General features: G+C 61.4%; 4 protein-coding genes. 1 reads left to right on the forward strand and 3 read right to left on the reverse strand.

The genetic code is table 11. The features are described 5' to 3' along the window. The first annotated feature begins 6 nt into the window (after positions 1 to 6). Positions 7 to 828 (forward strand): MinD/ParA family protein, encoded by an 822-nt coding sequence (locus LOY55_RS19075; protein ID WP_258666310.1) that lies wholly within the window; start codon positions 7 to 9, stop codon positions 826 to 828. Between the two features lie 211 nt (positions 829 to 1,039). Here LOY55_RS19075 and LOY55_RS19080 read toward each other — a convergent pair whose 3' ends face one another. From LOY55_RS19080 to LOY55_RS19090, 3 genes are all read right to left on the reverse strand, one after another. Further along, positions 1,040 to 1,327, reverse strand: a complete 288-nt coding sequence (locus LOY55_RS19080) for a hypothetical protein (protein ID WP_258666312.1) — start codon at positions 1,325 to 1,327, stop codon at positions 1,040 to 1,042. Between the two features lie 396 nt (positions 1,328 to 1,723). Then, complete coding sequence (locus LOY55_RS19085) at positions 1,724 to 15,655, reverse strand: autotransporter-associated beta strand repeat-containing protein (RefSeq protein ID WP_258666314.1); 13,932 nt, start codon at positions 15,653 to 15,655, stop codon at positions 1,724 to 1,726. Between the two features lie 282 nt (positions 15,656 to 15,937). Further along, positions 15,938 to 18,622: an EAL domain-containing protein gene (locus LOY55_RS19090; RefSeq protein ID WP_258666315.1), complete on the reverse strand. Its 2,685-nt coding sequence runs from the start codon at positions 18,620 to 18,622 to the stop codon at positions 15,938 to 15,940. Positions 18,623 to 18,805: the final 183 nt, after the last annotated feature.

An 18,805-nucleotide genomic window follows, 5' to 3' on the forward strand; every position in this document is an offset into this window, starting at 1 on the left:
AATAACATGGGTGGTGTGCGTTCTGTACAGGTTGTCGCTGTGACTGGCGGAAAGGGCGGCGTCGGTAAGACGACTGTGGCTGTGAATCTTTCATTGGCGCTGGCGAAACTTGGCAGGCGAGTCGTATTGCTTGATGGCGATCTTGGCTTGGGGAATATCCATGTCCTGTTGGGGCTTTCCCTGCAGTACACGCTTGCCGACTTAATCCAAGGTCGCTGTGAGCTATCCGAAGTACTTTTGCGCGGTCCGGGCGGGATACGAATCGTCCCCGCGGCTTCAGGCATCCAGAGTATGGTGCATTTGTCTCCAACTCAGCACGCAGGCCTGATTCAGGCCTTCTGTGAAATCGGTGACAGCCTCGATGTGCTGGTGATTGACACCGCTGCGGGCATCGGCGCGTCGGTGGTCAGTCTCGTCCAGGCGGCCCATGAGGTCTTGCTGGTGGTCTGCGATGAACCGGCCTCGATCACCGATGCGTACGCACTGATCAAACTGCTTAATCGTGATTACGGATTGTACCGTTTCCGGGTTCTGGTCAATATGATGCGGAGCCCGAATGAAGGTCGCGCGCTGTTCGCTAAATTGGCTAAAATCACTGATCGCTTCCTAGACGTAACCCTGTGGTATGTGGGTGCGATTCCGTACGATGAGTGCGCGCGTAAAGCGGTGCAGAAGCAGCGAGCAGTCTACGAACACTTTCCGCAATCCAAGTGCACCCAAGCTTTTCAGGAAATCGCTTTAAAGGTCAACGCTTGGCCTTCGCTGGCTTCTCCCAGAGGACACGTGGAGTTCTTCGCAGACCGACTCGTCCGTAATTCGAGCAGGTGATTAGTACCGTCTTGGCCGGTTTCTGCCTGTCCTCACCGACAGCCTCACGCCCTTAGGAAGTCAGTCAACTTAAATTGAGGTTCTTCACGGGCGGTGAACCGAGCTTCCTCAGGGCATAGTATTAAGTACACGGCGAGTAGTTGTACCCTTTTCAATCAGTCGGATCGCCCGTCCCTGCCACCTTCCGGTAATCGGAACGGCCAGCAGCACGCTAAGGAGCAAGCCACCGCAGAACGCTAGATCCATGCGGCATCAAAGGCGTAGCTGACAATACGAGAGCGGGCGCCACAAACAAGGCGACCTTGACGCTGGAACCAATCGCAATCGACAGCGAGAGGCCCATGCGATTTTTCATCGCAGCTGACACGGCGGAAGAATGCTCCGTCGCATTTCCAAGCACCGCGACAACCAAAATACCGACAAACGGGTTACTGAGACCCAGTTGATGGGCGCTGGGCTCGATGGCCGCCACCGGTATTTCTCTGATCCAGACGATCAACAGCGACGCCAGGAGCCGCAGGCAGGTACCAACCAGAGTGGCGTGTCTACAACACTCAGGCGCTTGCGCTTCTAAATCGAACCTTGGCTTGATGAAACACTATCTAGCGATCACAGTGGATTCAGATGCCCGCAAACATGCTATTCACGCACCATCACGCGGCCATCAGTGATGATTCACCTCTTCACGAAACTGATGCTGTTTCCTGCCCGCCTGCTGAATTGCTAGCGTGATGATTTTGTGCATATATCCCGCGCAGAAAGCTGCTGATCCATCTGCGAGGCTCTTCGCGACTAAACGTTGTGCGCTTACGAGTCGCGGCTAAAAAGCCTTGGCACCTTCACCATCACTGTTACAGGGCAGAGATGTCGTAGCCTCGCAACTCGTCAGCCTCCCCTACCAAGTCCAGCGCACGCCGAGGCTAACCTGCTGCTGACTCACATCGCTGCCGCCCAGGTTCGCGCCTATTACCGAAGCCGTGCCAAATACCTTCAGATCCTGAGTGACCTGGGCCTCCAGCCCCACATCCAGGGTTGCGTTCAATCCCAGGTCATGCCCGGAGAAGTCCTGCCGTGTCCCGCCCGGCAGTGTGACTTGCAGGTTTGTCGAGTTCTCCCCCAAAGTGTCCTGCAATCCTACGGCCAGCCAAGGCTTCAGGTTCGCACCGCCATCCGTCTTGAGGGTCTTTTCGAGGCGCACCGCAGTCCTCACTAACCCCAGTACATCGTCCTTTATATTCAGTTGCTTGCCGCTTGAGTCGGTCTTGTCGTCCCAGCGCATGTGGATGGCACTCGCCTGGAACTGCGGCTCCACGACCCATCCGTTGCTCAGGGGATACCTGTGCCCCACTTGTCCACTGAGACTCAAGATGTCGCCGTGCACCTGCTCGCTGAAGCCATCGGCCGAACGGACATGCGCATCGGGCAGCAGCGCCGTCAGGCTCAGGTCGGCATAGGTGCCGCTCTGCCAATCCAGGCTTCCATAGGCGCCAAACGCCAGTGCGTCCATGTCCACGTTGGATCTGCCCACACTCACCTGGCCGGTCGAACCCTCGCCTGTGGTCGAGTAATTGCCCCGCTGTTGGCCGATGAACAGACCGCCTCGCATGCGGTAAGCCTGTTCGTCCACAAACAGATGGTCGTAGCCGGCGTAGAGCCCGGTGCTGTTGCCATCGAACTCGAACCCCGGATTCGATTCCATCGACAAGTGACTGCCGATGGCGGCCAGCCACAGCCCTTCGCAGGTGCCGAACCACTCCAGACCAATGCGCGTGCGCTCTTCCTCGCTGCGGTTGCAATAGGGGTTATCCCCACGACCGCCGGCCATGCGGTCAAACAGCAGTCGGTTGTTATCCAGAGTCATGCTATAGCCGATATCCGGCACCACCGTATAGCCGGGAATCTCCGGCAACAGCAGCTTGTCGGCTGAACTCAAATACCAGTCCGAGTCATTCTTGCCCTGAGCGAAATTCCAGGCCAGGACACTACCGTTTAAACGCACGGTCTTGTCCGACACGAAGCCTCCGGCGGTTGACGGATTGTCATTGGGGCTGCTGATGACTCGGATCGTTGTCCCCGGCTTGGCCTCAGTACCATCGTTGGCGAAATTGACGCGCGTCGTACCGACCACATCACCGCCTATGTCCAACCCACCAGACGTACCGGCGGAGGCCGCGACCTGGACGTCGAGGGCGCCGTTACCGCCGTAGTCGCCGCTGATCGCCAGACGGTGCGATCCGACATCAATCAGACCGTCGTTATGAACGCTACCTCCAACGCTGGCACCGGAGCGGGCAAGCAGGCGCGAAGTGCTGTCTATGGTCAGTAGACCCGCGTTCAGGTCAAGTGGACTGGCCAGCGCGAAAACGCTTCCGTCGTGTAATTCGACCTGCTCCCAATTGTTTAGCGCCGGAGCACCGGTACTGAGGTCCAGACCGCTGAAACTGAGGTGGTCATCGCCTTCCCCCCCACCCAGGCTGCGCAGACCGCTCAGATCGCCACCGATGAAGCTGGCCGAGTCATTACCGGCACCGAAGTCCAGCGCGCCGCGCACGGTGCCTTTGGAGGTGAAGCTGTCATCTGCGGCAGTACCCGTGTAACGGCCCTGCACGTCGAGCGTGGCACCGGCGGCGACGGTCGTGTTCTGCGCCGTGACGCTGCCATTGGCGCCCACGTTCAAAGTGCCGGCGAGCACGTTGACCGTGGTGAATTCCGACCCCAACGGGCCGTTGATGTTGAGCACGCCGACATTGCTCTTGCTCAAGGTCTCGAAGCCCTGCACGGCGCCCAGATCGGCGCTCACCGCGATGTCGGCATTAAAGACGTCGTTGCCTGCTCCTGCTGCCACCGTACCCAGAATATGAGTGCCGTCGTGGATGATCAGCGTGTCGTCGCCATCACCCAGTGCAAAGATCCCGCCCCCGGTGTCGAGTGTGCCGGCGACATCCAGCACGTCGTTGCCCGCGCCCAGATCGCCACTGGCCAGCAGCGTGCCGCCCGCACCGATCGACACCGTATTGGTGCCGGCAGTGCCGGTGATCGTCGCCGCCGTACCGCCGACCGCCTGCAACCTGCCGTCGACATTCAGCGTGGTGTTGTCACCCAGCGCGACGGTCGGCGTATTCAACGTGCCAGCCACGTCCAGGGTGCCGGCATTGAGCGCGGTACCACCGGAAAAGGTACTGGCGCCGACCAGGGTCGCGACGCCGACGTTGTCCTTGGTGAGGAATTCGAAGTTGGTCGTGTGGAGGCCGTCGAACGTCATCGCCGCTGCATTGTTCAACACGACTGTGTCGCCTGCGCCATTCACGCCACCGTCGATGACGGTGTTCAGCACCGCGCCGTCGTTCAGGGTCAACGTGTCGTCGCCGCCACACAGATCGATGGTGCCGCTACCACTGACGGTGCCCGACACGCTCATTGTGTCGTTGCCGGCGCCGCAGCCGAAGCTGCCATTCACATTCAACGTCGCACCGCTGCCCACCACGGTGGCAAGCGTGCTGCCAGCGGTCGCCACCACACTGGCGTTGGGGCCGACATTCAGGGTGCCGCCCAGCACGCTGACTTCCTGGAGATCGGTCGCGCCTGGCCCGTTGATGTTGAGCACGCCGGTCCCGGTCTTGGTCACGCCCTCGAAGTTCACCAATTCGCCCAGGTCGGCGGTCAGGTTGATGTCGTAGACGCGGGTATCGAGCCCGGAGCCGCCGTCGATCGTGCCCAGCACCACGGTGGCGTCGTGCACCACGAAGCTGTCGTCGCCATCACCCAGTGCAAAGATCCCGCCCCCGGTGTCGAGTGTGCCGGCGACATCCAGCACGTCGTTGCCCGCGCCCAGATCGCCACTGGCCAGCAAGGTGCCGCCTGCACCGATCGACACCGTATTGGTGCCGACGTTGCCGGTGATCGTCGCCGCGGTACCGCCGACTGCCTGCAACCTGCCGTCGACATTCAGCGTGGTGTTGTCACCCAGCGCGACGGTCGGCGTATTCAACGTGCCATCCACATCCAGAGTGCCGGCATTGAGCGTGGTACCACCGGAGAAGGTACTGGTGCCGACCAAGGTCGCGGCGCCGACGTTGTTCTTGGTGAGGAACTCGAAGTTGATCGTATGGCTGCTATCGAACGTCATCGCCGCTGCATTGTTCAACACGACGGTGTCGCCTGCGCCGTTCGCGCCACCATCGATGACATTGTTTAGCACCGCGCCGTCGTTGAGGGTCAATGTGTCGTCGCCGGCGGCCAGGTCGATGGCACCACTGCCGCTGACCGTGCCGGACACGTCGAAGCTGTCGTTGCCCGCGCTGCCTGTGTAGCCGCCATCGACATTCAAGGTCGTGCCGCTCGCCACCGTTGTGGTGACCACGCCGTTGATCGCACCGCCGGCACCGATGTCCAGCGTGCCGCCCGCCACATTGACGGCAGTGAAGCTCGAACTCGCCGGCCCATCGACGTGGAGCGTGCCGGTGTTGGTCTTGGTCAGGGTCTCGAAATTGATTGCGCCGCCCAGCGTGGCGTTGCCTGCGATGTCCGCCAGCAAAGTATCGGTGCCCGCCCCACCGTCTACGGCATTCGCCAGGCCCGAAAGATCGGCGCCATCCTGGACAATGAAAGTGTCGTCGCCGTCGAGCAGGTCGACGGCGCCCGTGCCGGTCAGCGTACCGGCGACGGTCATTGTGTCGTTACCGCTCGTGCCGGTGAAGCTGCCGTCCACGTTCAACCTCGCGCCATTTCCGACCGTGGTGTCCTGCGCGGATACTGTGGCGCCTGGACCGATGTTCAGCGTGCCGCCGAGCACATTGACTTGCTGCAGGTCGGTCGCGGCGGGGCCGTTGATGTTAAGGGTGCCGACACCGGTCTTGGTCACGCCTTCGAAATTGACCAGCGAGCCCAGATCAGCGGTCAGGTTGATGTTATAGACTCGGGTGTCCAGGCCGGCGCCACCGTCGATGGTGCCGATGATATGGGTGCCGTCGTGCACGGTGAAGGTATCGTCGCCATCGCCCAGCGCAAAGATTCCGCCCCCGGTGTCGAGTGTGCCGGCGACATCGAGCACATCGTTGCCCGCGCCCAGGTCGCCATTGGCCAGCAGCGTGCCACCCGCCCCCACAGTGACGGTATTGATGCCCACACTGCCGGTGATCGTCGCGGCCGTGCCGCCCGTAGCCTGCAGCGAACCATCGACATTGAGCGTGGTGTTGTCGGCAAGCGCCACGGTCGGCGTACTCAGCGCACCGTCCACATCCAGCGTGCCGCCGTTGAGGGTGGTGCCACTGCTAAAGCTCTGTGTCCCGGTCAGCGTCGCCGTGCCGGTGTTGTCCTTCTGAAGAAATTCGAAGTTGATTGTGTTGCCGGCATTGAAGCTCAGAGCGTTGGCATTGTTCAGCACGACGGTGTCGCCTGTGCCATGCGCGCCGCCGTCGATGACGTTGTTCAGCACCGCTCCGTCGTTGAGGGTCAGCGTGTCGTCGCCGGCGGCCAGGTCGATGGTCCCACTGCCACTGACCGTGCCGGACACGTCGAAGCTGTCGTTGCCTGCGCTGCCTGTGTAGACACCATCGACATTCAAGGTCGAACCGCTCGCCACCGTCGTGCTAACCACGCCGTTGATCGCACCAGCGGCACCGATATCCAGCGTGCCGCCGAGGACATTGACCGTGGTGAACGACGAAGACGCGGGACCATCGACATTGAGCGTGCCAATGTTGGTCTTGGTCAGCGTCTCGAAGTTGACTACGCCCCCCAGGATCGCACTGCCGGCGATGTCGGCCAACACCGTATCCGTTCCGTTTCCACCACTCAGCGCGTTGACCAGACCCGACAGATTCGCACCGTCTTTCAGGATCAGCGTGTCGTCGCCGTCACACAGATCGATGGTACCGCTGCCGGTCACCGTGCCGCCGACGGTCATCGTATCGTTACCGGTGCCGCAGCCGTAGCTGCCGTCTACGTTGAGGGTGGCGCCACTCGCGACGAGCGTATTGAACGGACTACCGTCGGCGGGCCCCGCCACGATGCCATCCGGCCCGATGTTCAATGTGCCCTCGAGCACGTTGACGTTCTGGATGGTGGACGGGAACAACACGCCGACGGTATCGCCGTTGATGTTCAGGGTGCCAACACCGGTCTTGGTCAGGACTTCAAACTGAGCCAATGCGCCGAGGTCGGCAGTCAGGTTGATATCGGCGATGGCGGTGTCGGTGCCATCGCCGCCGTAGACGACGCCATTCACCACCCCCCCGTCGTGCAGGGTGAATAAATCGTCGCCGTCGCCCAGCGAGAAAACGCCGCTGAAACTGCTGCCATTCGTATTGAGCTCACCGAACACGTCCAGCACGTCGTTGCCGCCCGCCAGATCGCCTGTCGCGAACAGCAAGCCACCGGCCCCAACCTTTACCGTGTTGACGTCATCGTCACCGACGACGACCGCTTCGGCGCCATTGAAACCTCTTACCACGCCGTTAACGTTGAGCGTCGTGCCGCCAAACAGAACCAAATTCGACGTTTCCAGCGTGCCGTCCACATCCAGCGTGCCCGCCAACACGTTGACGCTGTTGAATCCCTGGGTTCCGATCAGGGTCGCGACACCTGTGTTTTCCTTCTGCAGGAGTTCGAAGTTGGTCGTGTTGCCAGCGTCGAACGTAAAGGCATTGGCGTTGTTCAGCACTACGGTGTCGCCGACGGCGACGGAGTTGCCGCCGCTGACGACGCTGCTCAGCACTGCGCCATCATTGAGGGTCAGCGTGTCATCGCCGTCACACAGGTCGATGGTGCCGGAACCCGACACCGTGCCGGACACCGTCATGGCATCGTTGCCGTCGCCGCAACCATAGCTGCCGTCCACGTTCAACGTCGCACCACTACCAACCAAGGTGGTGAGCGTGCTGCCCGGGGTCGCCACCACGCTGCCGGCGGGTCCGATGTTCAACGTACCGCCCAGCACGCTGACCTCCTGCAGATCGGTCGCGCCGGGGCCGTTGAGGTTGAGAGTGCCACTACCGGATTTGGTCACGCCTTCGAAGTTGACCAACTGGCCCAGGTTGGCGGTCAGATTGATATCGTAGACGCGGGTATCCACGCCGGCACCACCGTCGATGGTGCCGATGACATTGGAACCGTCGTGCACGGTGAAGGTGTCGTCGCCATCGCCCAGAGCGAAGGTCCCGCCTTGCGTGTCGAGCGTGCCGACCACGTCGAGCACATCGTCGCTGGCCCCAAGGTCGCCGGTCGCAACCAGCGTGCCATTGACCGTTACCGTGTTGATGCCGGCGCTGCCCGTGATCGTCGAGGCCGTACCGCCCGCGCCCTGCAGCGAGCCATTGACATTAAGCGTTGTGTTGTCGGCCAGCGTCACGGTCGGGGTCGTCATCGCACCGTCCACATCCAGTGTGCCGCCATTGATCGCGGTGCCGCCGCTGAAGCTCTGTGTCCCGGTCAGCGTCGCCGTGCCGGTATTGTCCTTCTGCAGAAATTCGAAGTTGACGATGTTGCCGCCGTTAAGGGCAAATGCGCCGGCGTTGTTCAACACGACCGTGTCGCCTGCGCCATGCGCGCCACCGTCGAGTGGATTGGCCAGCCCGCTCAGGTCAGCGCCGTCGTTCAAGGTCAGTATGTCGTCGCCGCCGAGCAGGTTGATCGTGCCCGTGCCATTGACCGTGCCCGACACCGTGAACGTGTCGTTGCCCGTGGTGCCTTGGTACGTCCCGTCCACGGTCATGGTTGCGCCCGAGGACACCACGGTGGTTTGCGGATCGACGATGGTGCCCGCGGCGATGTGCAGCGTCCCGCCCTGCACCAGCACCGTATCGAACTGCGAAGTCGACGGGCCGTTGATGTTGAGCGTGCCGACATTGGATTTGATCAGGGTTTCGAAATTGACCGCGCCACCCAGGACCGCGGTGGTGGCGATGTCGGCCGTCAGCGTATCGATGCCGAGGCCACCATCGATCGCGGTCGTCAGACCGCTCAGATCCGCGCCATCCTGTAGCGTTAACTGATCGTCGCCATCGAGCATGTCGATGGTGCCCGTTCCCGCAACATTGCCTGCAACGGTGAGGCTGTCAGAGCCGGTGGTGAAACCCAGGATGCCGTTGACGTTCAGCGCCGCGCCGCTGGCGACCGTCGCGTCCGTTACACCGGTAAAGCTGGCAGCGGCATTGATGTTCAAGATGCCGGCCAGCACGTTGACGGTCGTGAAGTCCGAACCCGTCGGGCCATTGAAGTTGAGTGAGCCAACGCCGGTCTTGGTCAGGGTTTCAAACCCTTGCACGGCGCCCACGTCTGCGCTGGTACTGATATCAGTGGCGAAAGTATCGGTGCCCGCGCCCGCTGTCACGGCGCCGATGATGTGGGTGCCGTCGTGGATGCTCAGGGTGTCATCGCCGTCGCCGAGTGCGAACGTGCCGCCACCGGTGTCGAGCGTGCCGGCGACGTCCAGGACATCGTCGCCGCCCCCCAGATCGCCACTGGCGACCAGGTGGCCGCCAGCCCCCACCGTCAAGGTATTCGCGCCGGCACTGCCGGTGATCGTGGCCGCGGCTCCGCCAGCCCCTTGCAGTGAGCCATCGACATTGAGCGTCACATTGTCGGCCAGGTTCACGGAGGGCGTTTCCAGCGCACCCGCCACATCCAGCGTGCCGCCGTTGAGAGTGGTGCCGACACTGAAGCTCTGACTGCCGGTCAGGGTGGCGACGCCGCTATTTTGTTTGAGCAGGCTTTCGAAACCCGCGGTCGCGCCGCCGTTGAAGGTCAGCGCCAGGGCATTGTCGAGCACCAACTGGTCATTGCCGGTTCCGGCGTTGATGCCCACGCCACTGATCACGGCGCCGTCATGCAGGGTCACGGTTTCGTCCCCCGCGCCCAGGTCGAGGGCGGCGCCGCCCGTGTTGAGCGTACCTGCGAGGGACACGTTGTCGGTGCCATCGCCCAGGCTGCCGTTTGCTTGCAGCGTCGCGCCGCTGTTGATGTTGAGGGTGTTGGCGCCGGCGCTGCCGGTGAGGGTTGTAGGCGTCCCGCCCATGCCCTGCACCGTGCCATCCACGTTCAAGGTGGTGGCGTCCGTCATCGAGACGGTCGAGGTATCGAGCGTGCCGCTCACATCCAGCGTGCCGCCGTTGATCGCGGTGCCGGCGCTGTAACTCTGGATGCCGGTCAGGGTCAGCGTTCCCGTGTTCTGCTTGGTCAGTTGCTCGAAGCCACTGAAACCACCGAAGGTCTTCGCCAGGGCGTTGTTGATTACCAGGCTGTCGGCGGTGCCGGCACCCGCGTCGACGCCGGCACCGTTGATCACGCCATCATTGATGGTCAGGGTGTCGTTGCCAGCGCCCAGGTTCAACACCGCGGCACCCGTGTCCAGCGTACCGGTCACGTTGAGGGCATCGCTGCCATCGCCCAGGTCGCCGTTGGCGCGCAGGGTCGCACCGCTGTTGACGTTGATCGTGCTGGCGCCTGCGTCGCCGGTGATCGCGGCAGTCGTTGCGCCCGCCGCTTGCACGGTGCCGTCCACGTTGAGGGTGGAGGTGCCAGTCATGGCGATGGCGCCAGTGTTCAGCACACCATTCACGTCCAGCGTGCCCGCGCTCACCGTGGTGGCGCCGATGCTGTTGTCCGCGGTCAGCGTGGTGGTGCCGATGCCTACTTGAGCAAACGTGCCCGGACCGCTCATGGTGGCATTGAAGATGACCGTGTCACTGCGGTTCATCGACAATGTCGAGGTCGTCGCGTCGACGATCACGTTTCCGGTGCCGAGATTGCCCGACGTGTTGCCGTCGCCGATTGTCAGGTTGCCGTCGTTGATGACGGTGTTGCCGGTGTACGTGTTGTTGCCGGTCAGGACCCAAGTGCCGCTACCGTTTTTGGCCAGCGTGGTGATACCAGTGCCACTGTTGCCGATCACGCCGGCCACGGTGTTGTTGCCAGTGTTGGTGCCGCCCAAGGCGACGGTGCGCGCCACGTTCGGATTCGATAGCCCGATTGTGCCGGTATTGGTGAGGTTGATCGCGCCCGTACCCGACGATTCGATGAACGAAACGCCGCCCGCCAGCGTGAACAGTCGGTTGCTGCTGTCGCCCGCGCCGGTGTAGCGCAGGGTCGAGCCGTTGCCAATCACCAGGTTGGAAGCCGCGCTGGACGCTGCACCGATGCCGCTGGCCGTGCCGCCATTGCTGAGTTTGCTGACCCCGAGCACGCCGCCGTTGATGGTGGTGACACCGGTGTAGTTGCTGGTGTTGTTGGTCAGGATCCAGGTGCCGGCGCCGGTCTTGGTCAGCGAGCTGACGCCCGCACCGTTGTTGTCGAGCTGCGCCGACAGCGTGTTGTTGCCGGTGTTGGTACCGTTGAGCGTCAACGTGCGCGCGACGCCGGTGCCGGTCAACGCAATGGCGCCGACGTTGGTCAGGTTCAATGCTCCTGTGCCCGAAGAATCCAGCGAGCCACCGCCCGCGCCGAGCGTGAACAGGCGATCGCTGCTTTGGCCCGTGCCGACGTACGACAGGGTGGCGCCACCGTTGACGACCAGGTTGCTCGCCGCCGCGCTGCTGGCGCCGGTGCCACTGTTGCTGCCGCCGTCGGCCAGGCAGTCGACGGCCAGGGTGCCGCCGTTAATCGTGGTGGTGCCGGTGTAGCTGTTGTTGCATCCGGACATTCGCTGGACCTGCACGCCGTTCTTGACCAGGTTGCCGGTGCCATTGATGTTGCCTGCATAAGCAACGCCAGCCGTGTTGTTGCCGGAGCTGATGGTCAGCGTCTGCCCACCCAGGTTGACGTTGCCGCCCGTGGTGCCGCCACCTTGCAACCATGTGAACGACGGATTGAAGCCGTTGGCATCCAGCGTGGCGCCGGCCACGTTGCCCATGTTCAGGTAGCCGTTGCCAAAGGCCGTGGCTGAGCCGGCGCGCAGGATACCGGCCTGATCAACCACTGTGCCGCCGGTGTACGTATTGTTGCCGGACAGCACCACCGTGCCGGGCCCTCGCTTGTACAGGGTGCCGGCGCCGCCCACCGCCCCACTGATGCCCAGGGTGGTCGCCGCATTGGTGACGTTAAGCACGCCAAACCCGCTCTGTATCGTGAGTCCGTGATCGATGTTGACGTTGCCACCGGTGTAATTGAGAAAGCCGCTATTGAACAGCAGGTTCGAAGCAGCACTAGTCGATGCACCGATACCGCTTGCCTGCCCGCCATTGGCCAGACAATCGACGGTGACCTGGCCGTTGTTGTTGATGGCGGTGGCGCCGGTGTACGTATTGTTGCAACCGGACATGACCTGGGTGCCAGCCCCCTGCGTGTAGCCGCCGCTACCGCTGATGACCCCGCTGAAGCTCCCGCCGGCGAGCGCCGTTAGCGTGGCGGAGCCCAGGGTCACGTTGCCGGCGCCCTGGAGCGCCCCGATCGAGGTGTTGAAACCGTTGAGATCCGCCGTGGCGCCGCTCACCACGCTCAGGTTGTTGCTTGTGCTGCCAAAAGCCTGGGTGGACCCTGCGCGCAGCGTGCCGGCAGTGACCGAGGTACCGCCCGAGTAGGTATTGGTGCCGGAGAGCACCAGGGTGCCCGCCCCGTCCTTGCGAAAACCATCATCACCCACTGCCGTACCACTGACGGTCAAGGTGGTGGCCGCGTTGCTGACGCCAATGGCACCCACGCTGCCGCCAGCACCGGGGGTGCCGACGGTGAAACCACGATCGGTGCTGGACGTACCACCGAGATAATCGAGCGTGCCGCCATTGAGGATGAGATTGCCCGAAGCATTGCCGGACGCACCGATGCCGCTGACCAGGCCGCCATTGGCCAGGGTGTTGACCGCCAGCGTGCCACCGGAGACAGTGGTGATGCCGGTGTAGTCGTTGCCCGCGTTGCCCAGCGTCAGCGTGCCGGCGCCGGTCTTGGTGAAAGTGGCGCCATCGGCGCTGGTGACCGGACCGTTGAACGTCAGGTTGCTGGCGGCACTGGTGACATCGACGGTACTGCCCAGGATCGAGCCGGATTTGGCAATGGTGAAACCACGGTCGCTGGTCGTCGTGGCACCGGTGTAGCGCAGCGTGCTGCCTTCCAGCAACAGGTTGGACGACGCCGCGGACGAGGAACCGATGCCGCTCGCCGTGCCGCCGTTGGTGATGTTGCCGACCGAGAGGATCCCCTGCGATACGCTGGTGGCGCCGGTGTAGGTGTTGTTGGCGTTGGTCAGCGTGACCAGCCCGGTACCGGCCTTGGTCAAGCCGATTGCGCCGCCGTTGTCGACGATCTGGGACGCTATGGTGAAGTTGCCGGTGCCGTTCTGCTGGATGCCCAGCACACCACCGCCGGAGGTACCGGTGAGCGAACCGCCCGTGATCGTCTGATTGTTGGCCCCGACCGACGGCGCAACGATGATGGTGCCATCCACACCCAGGGTATTACCGGCGCCCACGGTCACGGTGGAGTTGGCTGCCGCGGTGTACTGCAAGCCACCAATCTGCTTGCTGCCGCTCACCGTGCCGAAAAAGGGCGAGTTCGCAGTGCCACCCGCATCGCTGAGGATCTCGTTGTTCAGCCAGGTAGAAGCATTGTCCTTGTTGACATAGTCCGTCGTGGTGAAAGCAAGGATGTTGCCACCGACCACCTTGGCGTAATTGGTGCCGTTGACCGTAGCCCAACCGCCTAGGGTGGTATTCGTGGTGGTGATGTTGCCACTGCCCGGCAAGTTGAAATTGACCAGGCCATTGGTGCGGGTGATCGCCCCCAGGTTGAGCGCCATGCTGCCGCCGGTACCGGATGTCGCGCCAATCGTGTTGTTGCCTGCGGTGACCAAGAGACCGTTGAACGTCTGCGTGTTGGCCTCGCCAGCGGCACCGATCGCATTGAGCACCCCGCCGCCCATGTTCAGGGTCGAGGCGCTGGAAATGATGTTGCTGGTGGGCGCGGTGGCTGCACTGTAGTCCAACCGCAGCGTGCCACCGTTGACGGTGGTCGCACCTGTATAGGTGTTGGTCCCGGTGAGGGTCTGCGTGCTGGCTCCGGTTTTGATGAGGCCACCGCTGCCGGTGATGTTGCCGGCGTAGGCGGTACTGATACCCGCAGCATCATTCAGGGTCAGCGTCCCCGATCCCAGGTCGACGGTGCCACCCGTACCGGCCAACGAGCGCACCGTGATGTCCAGATTGTTGAGGTCCAGCGTACCCCCGCTGTTCACGGCGACCCCACTGGTTGCTCCAAAAGCTGTGGTGCTGCCGGCACGGAGCGTGCCGCCATTGACCGTGGTGCTACCGGTGTAGGTATTGGCGCCACTGACCAGCCAGGTGGAGGCGCCGTTCTTGGCCAGGCCACCCGAACCTGAAATAACGCCCGAGAAGAGGTTGTCGGCACCACTGTAGCTGCCGCCAAGCGTGCCGGTGTTGGTGAGTGCCAGTGTGCCGCTGAGCGCAAGCGCGCCAGTGCCGTCGTTGTTGATCGCGCCGCCGTTTAGCCCCCATGTCCGATTGCTGCTGTCGCCAGCGCCGGTGTAGGTCACGGCGCCATTGGTGATGCCGATGCCATTCCCCACTGCGCCGGCACCAAAGGAACTGGCGGTGCCGATGTCCTTGAGCGAACCGGCCCGCACGGTCACGCCGTTGATGCCGGTGGCGGTCGTATACGTATTGATGTTGCCAAGCGTGATGGTTCTTCCGGCGCCACCGGTATAGGAGACCAACCCATTGCCTGAAATGATGCCCAGCAATGACATGTCACCCGAACTGGCAAAGAAGTTGGTGCCATAGGTGCTGCCACCGGACACGACCATGTTGCCGGTCAGTGTCAACGTGCCCGTCCCTATGTTGCGGAAGGTGAGCGGCGCCACGGTGCCCGCGGCGTTTAACTGCCAGTTGCGGTTGGAACTGCTGCCGGCACCAAAATAGCTCAGTGTTGAACCGACACCACCGCCGGACCCAAGCGTGATGGTGCCATTGGCCACCGTCGTTGGCGCCCCCAGGGAACTGGCCACACCCAGATCGGCGATGGAGTTGAACGAAAAGCTGCCGCCATTCCCGTTGCCGAAAATGGTCGCCCCGGTATAGTTGCTGGCGGCGTTGGTGAGGCTGACACCACTATTGAGCCTGAGGCCGCCAGCGCCGGTGAAGCGGGCCGAGCCCACGCCCGCGCCGCTCAACAAGACGCTGCCACCGGCGAGGGAGATGTTCCGGCTCGTTGCGAGGGCACCGGTGCTGCTCAAGCTAGTGCCGCTGGCCATGGTGACACCGTTGCCCGCCGCGCCCAACGCGGAATCGCCGTTGAGGGCCAGGCCGCCGGTATTGACCACGACACCACCACTGAAGGTGTTGGCGCCGTTGAGGCTGAGGGTACCGGCCCCCGCCTTGGTCAGACCCGCGCCGCCAGCCAGAATCGAGTTGATGGTGGCGGCGCCGGTAACGTTGATGGTGGGCGTGATCCCCGCCAGGGTCAGGGTGCTGCCACTGAGCGTGTAACCGGTGCTCTGAAAGGTAAGGTTGTGCGCGGTGATCGGCGTGCCCAGGGTCACGGTGCCGGCGGTGCCGCCGAAGAAGGCGTCGTCCAGCGCGGCGTTGTTCCAGGCGCTGTAGGGGCCACTGACGCCGTCGCTGTTGGGGCTCCAGAAAGCCGCGGAGAGATTCCAGGTGCCGGCCCCCCCCGAGCCCAGTGCCGTGCCGTTGGTATCCCAATACCGATCGGCTGCCTGCAGTATCGGGCTGAACGCCATGCCCGCCGACAGCAACAAGGTCAGCGTCCGGAGTCTGCGACCCCGCCGCCCACCGCTGCGACCTTTTCCATGGGATTTCGCATACTCGCTGACGGCTACGAAAGTACATGCATGTGCACTCCAGACAAGGCGAAATACATGATTCATGGTCTTTCCCTTTTTTTCTTATTGGGTTGTGCCCTGTCGAGTTGCCCGCTCAACACGTACGTGCTGACAACCACACGCACCCAGTGCACGCCGATACGTCAAATCCAGGCAGATATATCACTAAGAAAATTCTGAAAATGTGCGAATAGCCCGTGTCGCCCACCCATTTTCCCAGCCCTTGCAATGCGCAATTCCCATCACGATTACATCGGTTCGGTGATGCCCGGCAAAGTCGGCCAGCGCTTTGCCGGGTCAAAACCCGCTACAAGACTATGGGGGGTCTCACTTACGCCGATACCCCGAGCGATCTGTAAGGACGAGGCCCATTGCGCCTTCGATGTAATCCTCTAATGCATCTATTGCCATGGGGCGACCAAATAAATACCCCTGATAGTTACGGCAACCCAAAGCCGCCAACATGTCACGCTGCGCTTGCGTTTCAACACCCTCGGCAATGACCGACAAACTCATGCTGCTGGCCAGCGCGACCACCGTCTTGGCGATTGCAGCATCGTTTGGGTCCACCAGGATATCGCGTACAAATCCCTGATCGATCTTGAGCTGGTCCAGCGGCAGGCGCTTGAGATACGACAGGGAGGAATAACCGGTGCCAAAGTCGTCCAGCGAAAAGCCAACGCCGATGGACTTCAACGCAATCATCTTGGCAATCACATCCTCGACGTTGGAGACCAGCATGCTTTCAGTAATTTCCAGCTTGAGACGATGAGGATTGGCACCGTAGCGCTTGAGTACAGTCCGGATTTGTTCGACAAAGTCGTCCTGATTAAACTGGCGAGTACTGACATTGACGGCGATGATCAGGTGCGAGAACCCGGGTCTGCCTGCCCATACCGCCAACTGCTGACAGGCCATTTCCAACACCTGCCGGCCTAGCGCAATGATCAAGCCGCTCGCCTCTGCCAGTGGAATGAAATCTGCCGGAAAAATCATACCGCCGAGCGGGTCTTCCCAGCGCACTAACGCTTCCACCCCTGTAATGCGACCTTCGTCCGTGACCTGCGGCTGATAGTGCAGCAGGATCTGGTGTTGCTTGATAGCCTCGCGCAGGCCATCTTCAAGGGTGATTCGAGCGCTGACGGCCGCCTGCATTTGGGGGTCGAAAAAGCGCAAGACGTTGCGCCCGCAGGCTTTGGCCTGGTACATGGCCAACTCGGCGCGTTTCAACGGCTCGCTGGCATCTTCATGCTGCTCGCCGAACAGAGTAATGCCGATACTGCAGGTTCGATGCAGTGTGGATGCAAGCAGTTCAAAAGGCTGTCCGATCTCCCGCAGCGTTTTTTCGCCCATGTTTTCAGCATGGCTCGCCGCTTCCTGCGGATAAGTGCTCTGGCTCTCCAGAATTATCGCGAACTTGTCGCCACCAAGGCGGGCGACGGTGTCACCCTCGCGCACACAACGCCTCAGTCGTTGGGCGATTTCATTTAGAAAAAAGTCTCCCTGGCCATGGCCCAGGGTTTCGTTGATGGACTTGAAGTCATCAAGATCGACAAACATCAATGCCCCCATCCATTGATGGCGAGCACTGGAAATCAAAGCCTGTTCCAGCCGATCCATAAAGAGGCGCCGATTTGGCAACCCCGTGAGCTGGTCAGAGAACGACAGTCGCTGGATTTGCTGCTCGGCAGCCTTTCGGTCGCTGATGTCGCGGATAGTCGCCTGAATGCACAGGGTGTCATTCAGGGTCATCACGTGCGCCGAAATCAGACCGGGCCACTTCCGGCCATCCTTGCTGACAAATTCAGCCTCACGATCAATGAAATATCCGTTTTGCTGCAAGAGACGAACTGCGGCATGACGATCTTCCGGATAGCGCCAGATATCGATATCAAAAACCGTTTTGCCAACAGTGTCTTCCCGTGTCCAGCCAAATACAGGCGTAAATCCGTCATTGACCTCAATCAGTCGCCCATCCTCAAGGCGGGTGATGACTTGACTGTCCGGGCTGGTGCGGAACACGGTCCGAAAGACCTCCATTTTTTTCGCCTTGCGCGATTCAGTTTCACGCCTATAGCTGGTACGTGTGAAAACAAGAATTGCCAACGTGAAAACTGTCGCCAGTAACAGCGTGATGACCACTTCCTTTCGCCAGGAAACAAGAAAGTCGTCGGTGCTCTGCGCGACGAAAATATAGAGAGGGTAATTCGCAATTTTTCGATAGCTGTAGAGTCGCTTGATGCCGTCTACTGGAGCAACTGCTGTGTAGTTCCCGGCCTCCGGGGACAATCGAATCGCGGCGGCAGCCTCGGCTGAAACCAGCCTGGCGCCCACCTGCCCGCTTTCATTCGCTACTTTCGGATACCGGACGATGAGCGCCATGTCCTCATCACGAATAGAGATGACGCCTTGTTTGCCAACATCAATAGTGGAAAACATGTCGGTGAAATACTCCATCATGCGCAACGAGCCCAGCGCCACACCTGCAAAGGAGCCATCAGCGTGGTTGATGCGTCTGGACAGGAGAACCGACCAGGCTTTTGTGCTGCGTCCTATCACGGGCTTGGATACGACCATTCCGAGATGCGAATTCTCACGCAGGCGTTGGAAATACTCTCGGTCGGTTATATTCGTTACCTTGCCGGCGGTCATTATTGTCCCCCAAGGGACATCACCTTTCTCATCCGCCACCCACAGCCCTTCGCAATCGCGAATATGTGCCTGCTGCTGTGTCAGATACTCGTTGAGCAACGCCCCATCAATGCCTCCGGCAGCCATTTGCCGCTCGATTTCGCTGGTGACAGCAAACAGGGCGACATCAACTTTATCAAGGATGCCAGAGACGTTTATTGCCAAGGATCGCGCCAGGTTCTCCGTTGTGATGATCGCTTGAAGTTCATGCTGTTGCTTGCTCTGGTAGAGCGCCAGGCCCGCCAGCGCGTAGACACACAAAATGATGGAAACAATACCTGCCGTAAGACGGATCGCTAAGGAATGTGAACGCCGCTGCATGAGAAAGCCTCGACAAATCCAATTGGGGGCTTGCAGTTCAATACTTAGATTAGTCGGTCAGAAAATATTGGCGTCAACAATTTGAATTACACGATCAAATTTTGCATAGCAACGCGCAAAATCGATGTTTTCCATGCTACGCACGGGGTGGGGAAGGTGACTTGATGGTGGTCGATGGGGTTA

Source organism: Pseudomonas sp. B21-040 (assembly GCF_024748695.1).
Classification (GTDB): Bacteria; Pseudomonadota; Gammaproteobacteria; order Pseudomonadales; family Pseudomonadaceae; genus Aquipseudomonas.

Coding starts and splice junctions, on each gene's coding strand:
- LOY55_RS19075 (WP_258666310.1), top strand. CDS start 7: ATGGGTGGTGTGCGTTCTGTACAGGTTGTCGCTGTGACTGGCGGAAAG.
- LOY55_RS19085 (WP_258666314.1), bottom strand. CDS start 15,655: ATGAATCATGTATTTCGCCTTGTCTGGAGTGCACATGCATGTACTTTC.
- LOY55_RS19090 (WP_258666315.1), bottom strand. CDS start 18,622: ATGCAGCGGCGTTCACATTCCTTAGCGATCCGTCTTACGGCAGGTATT.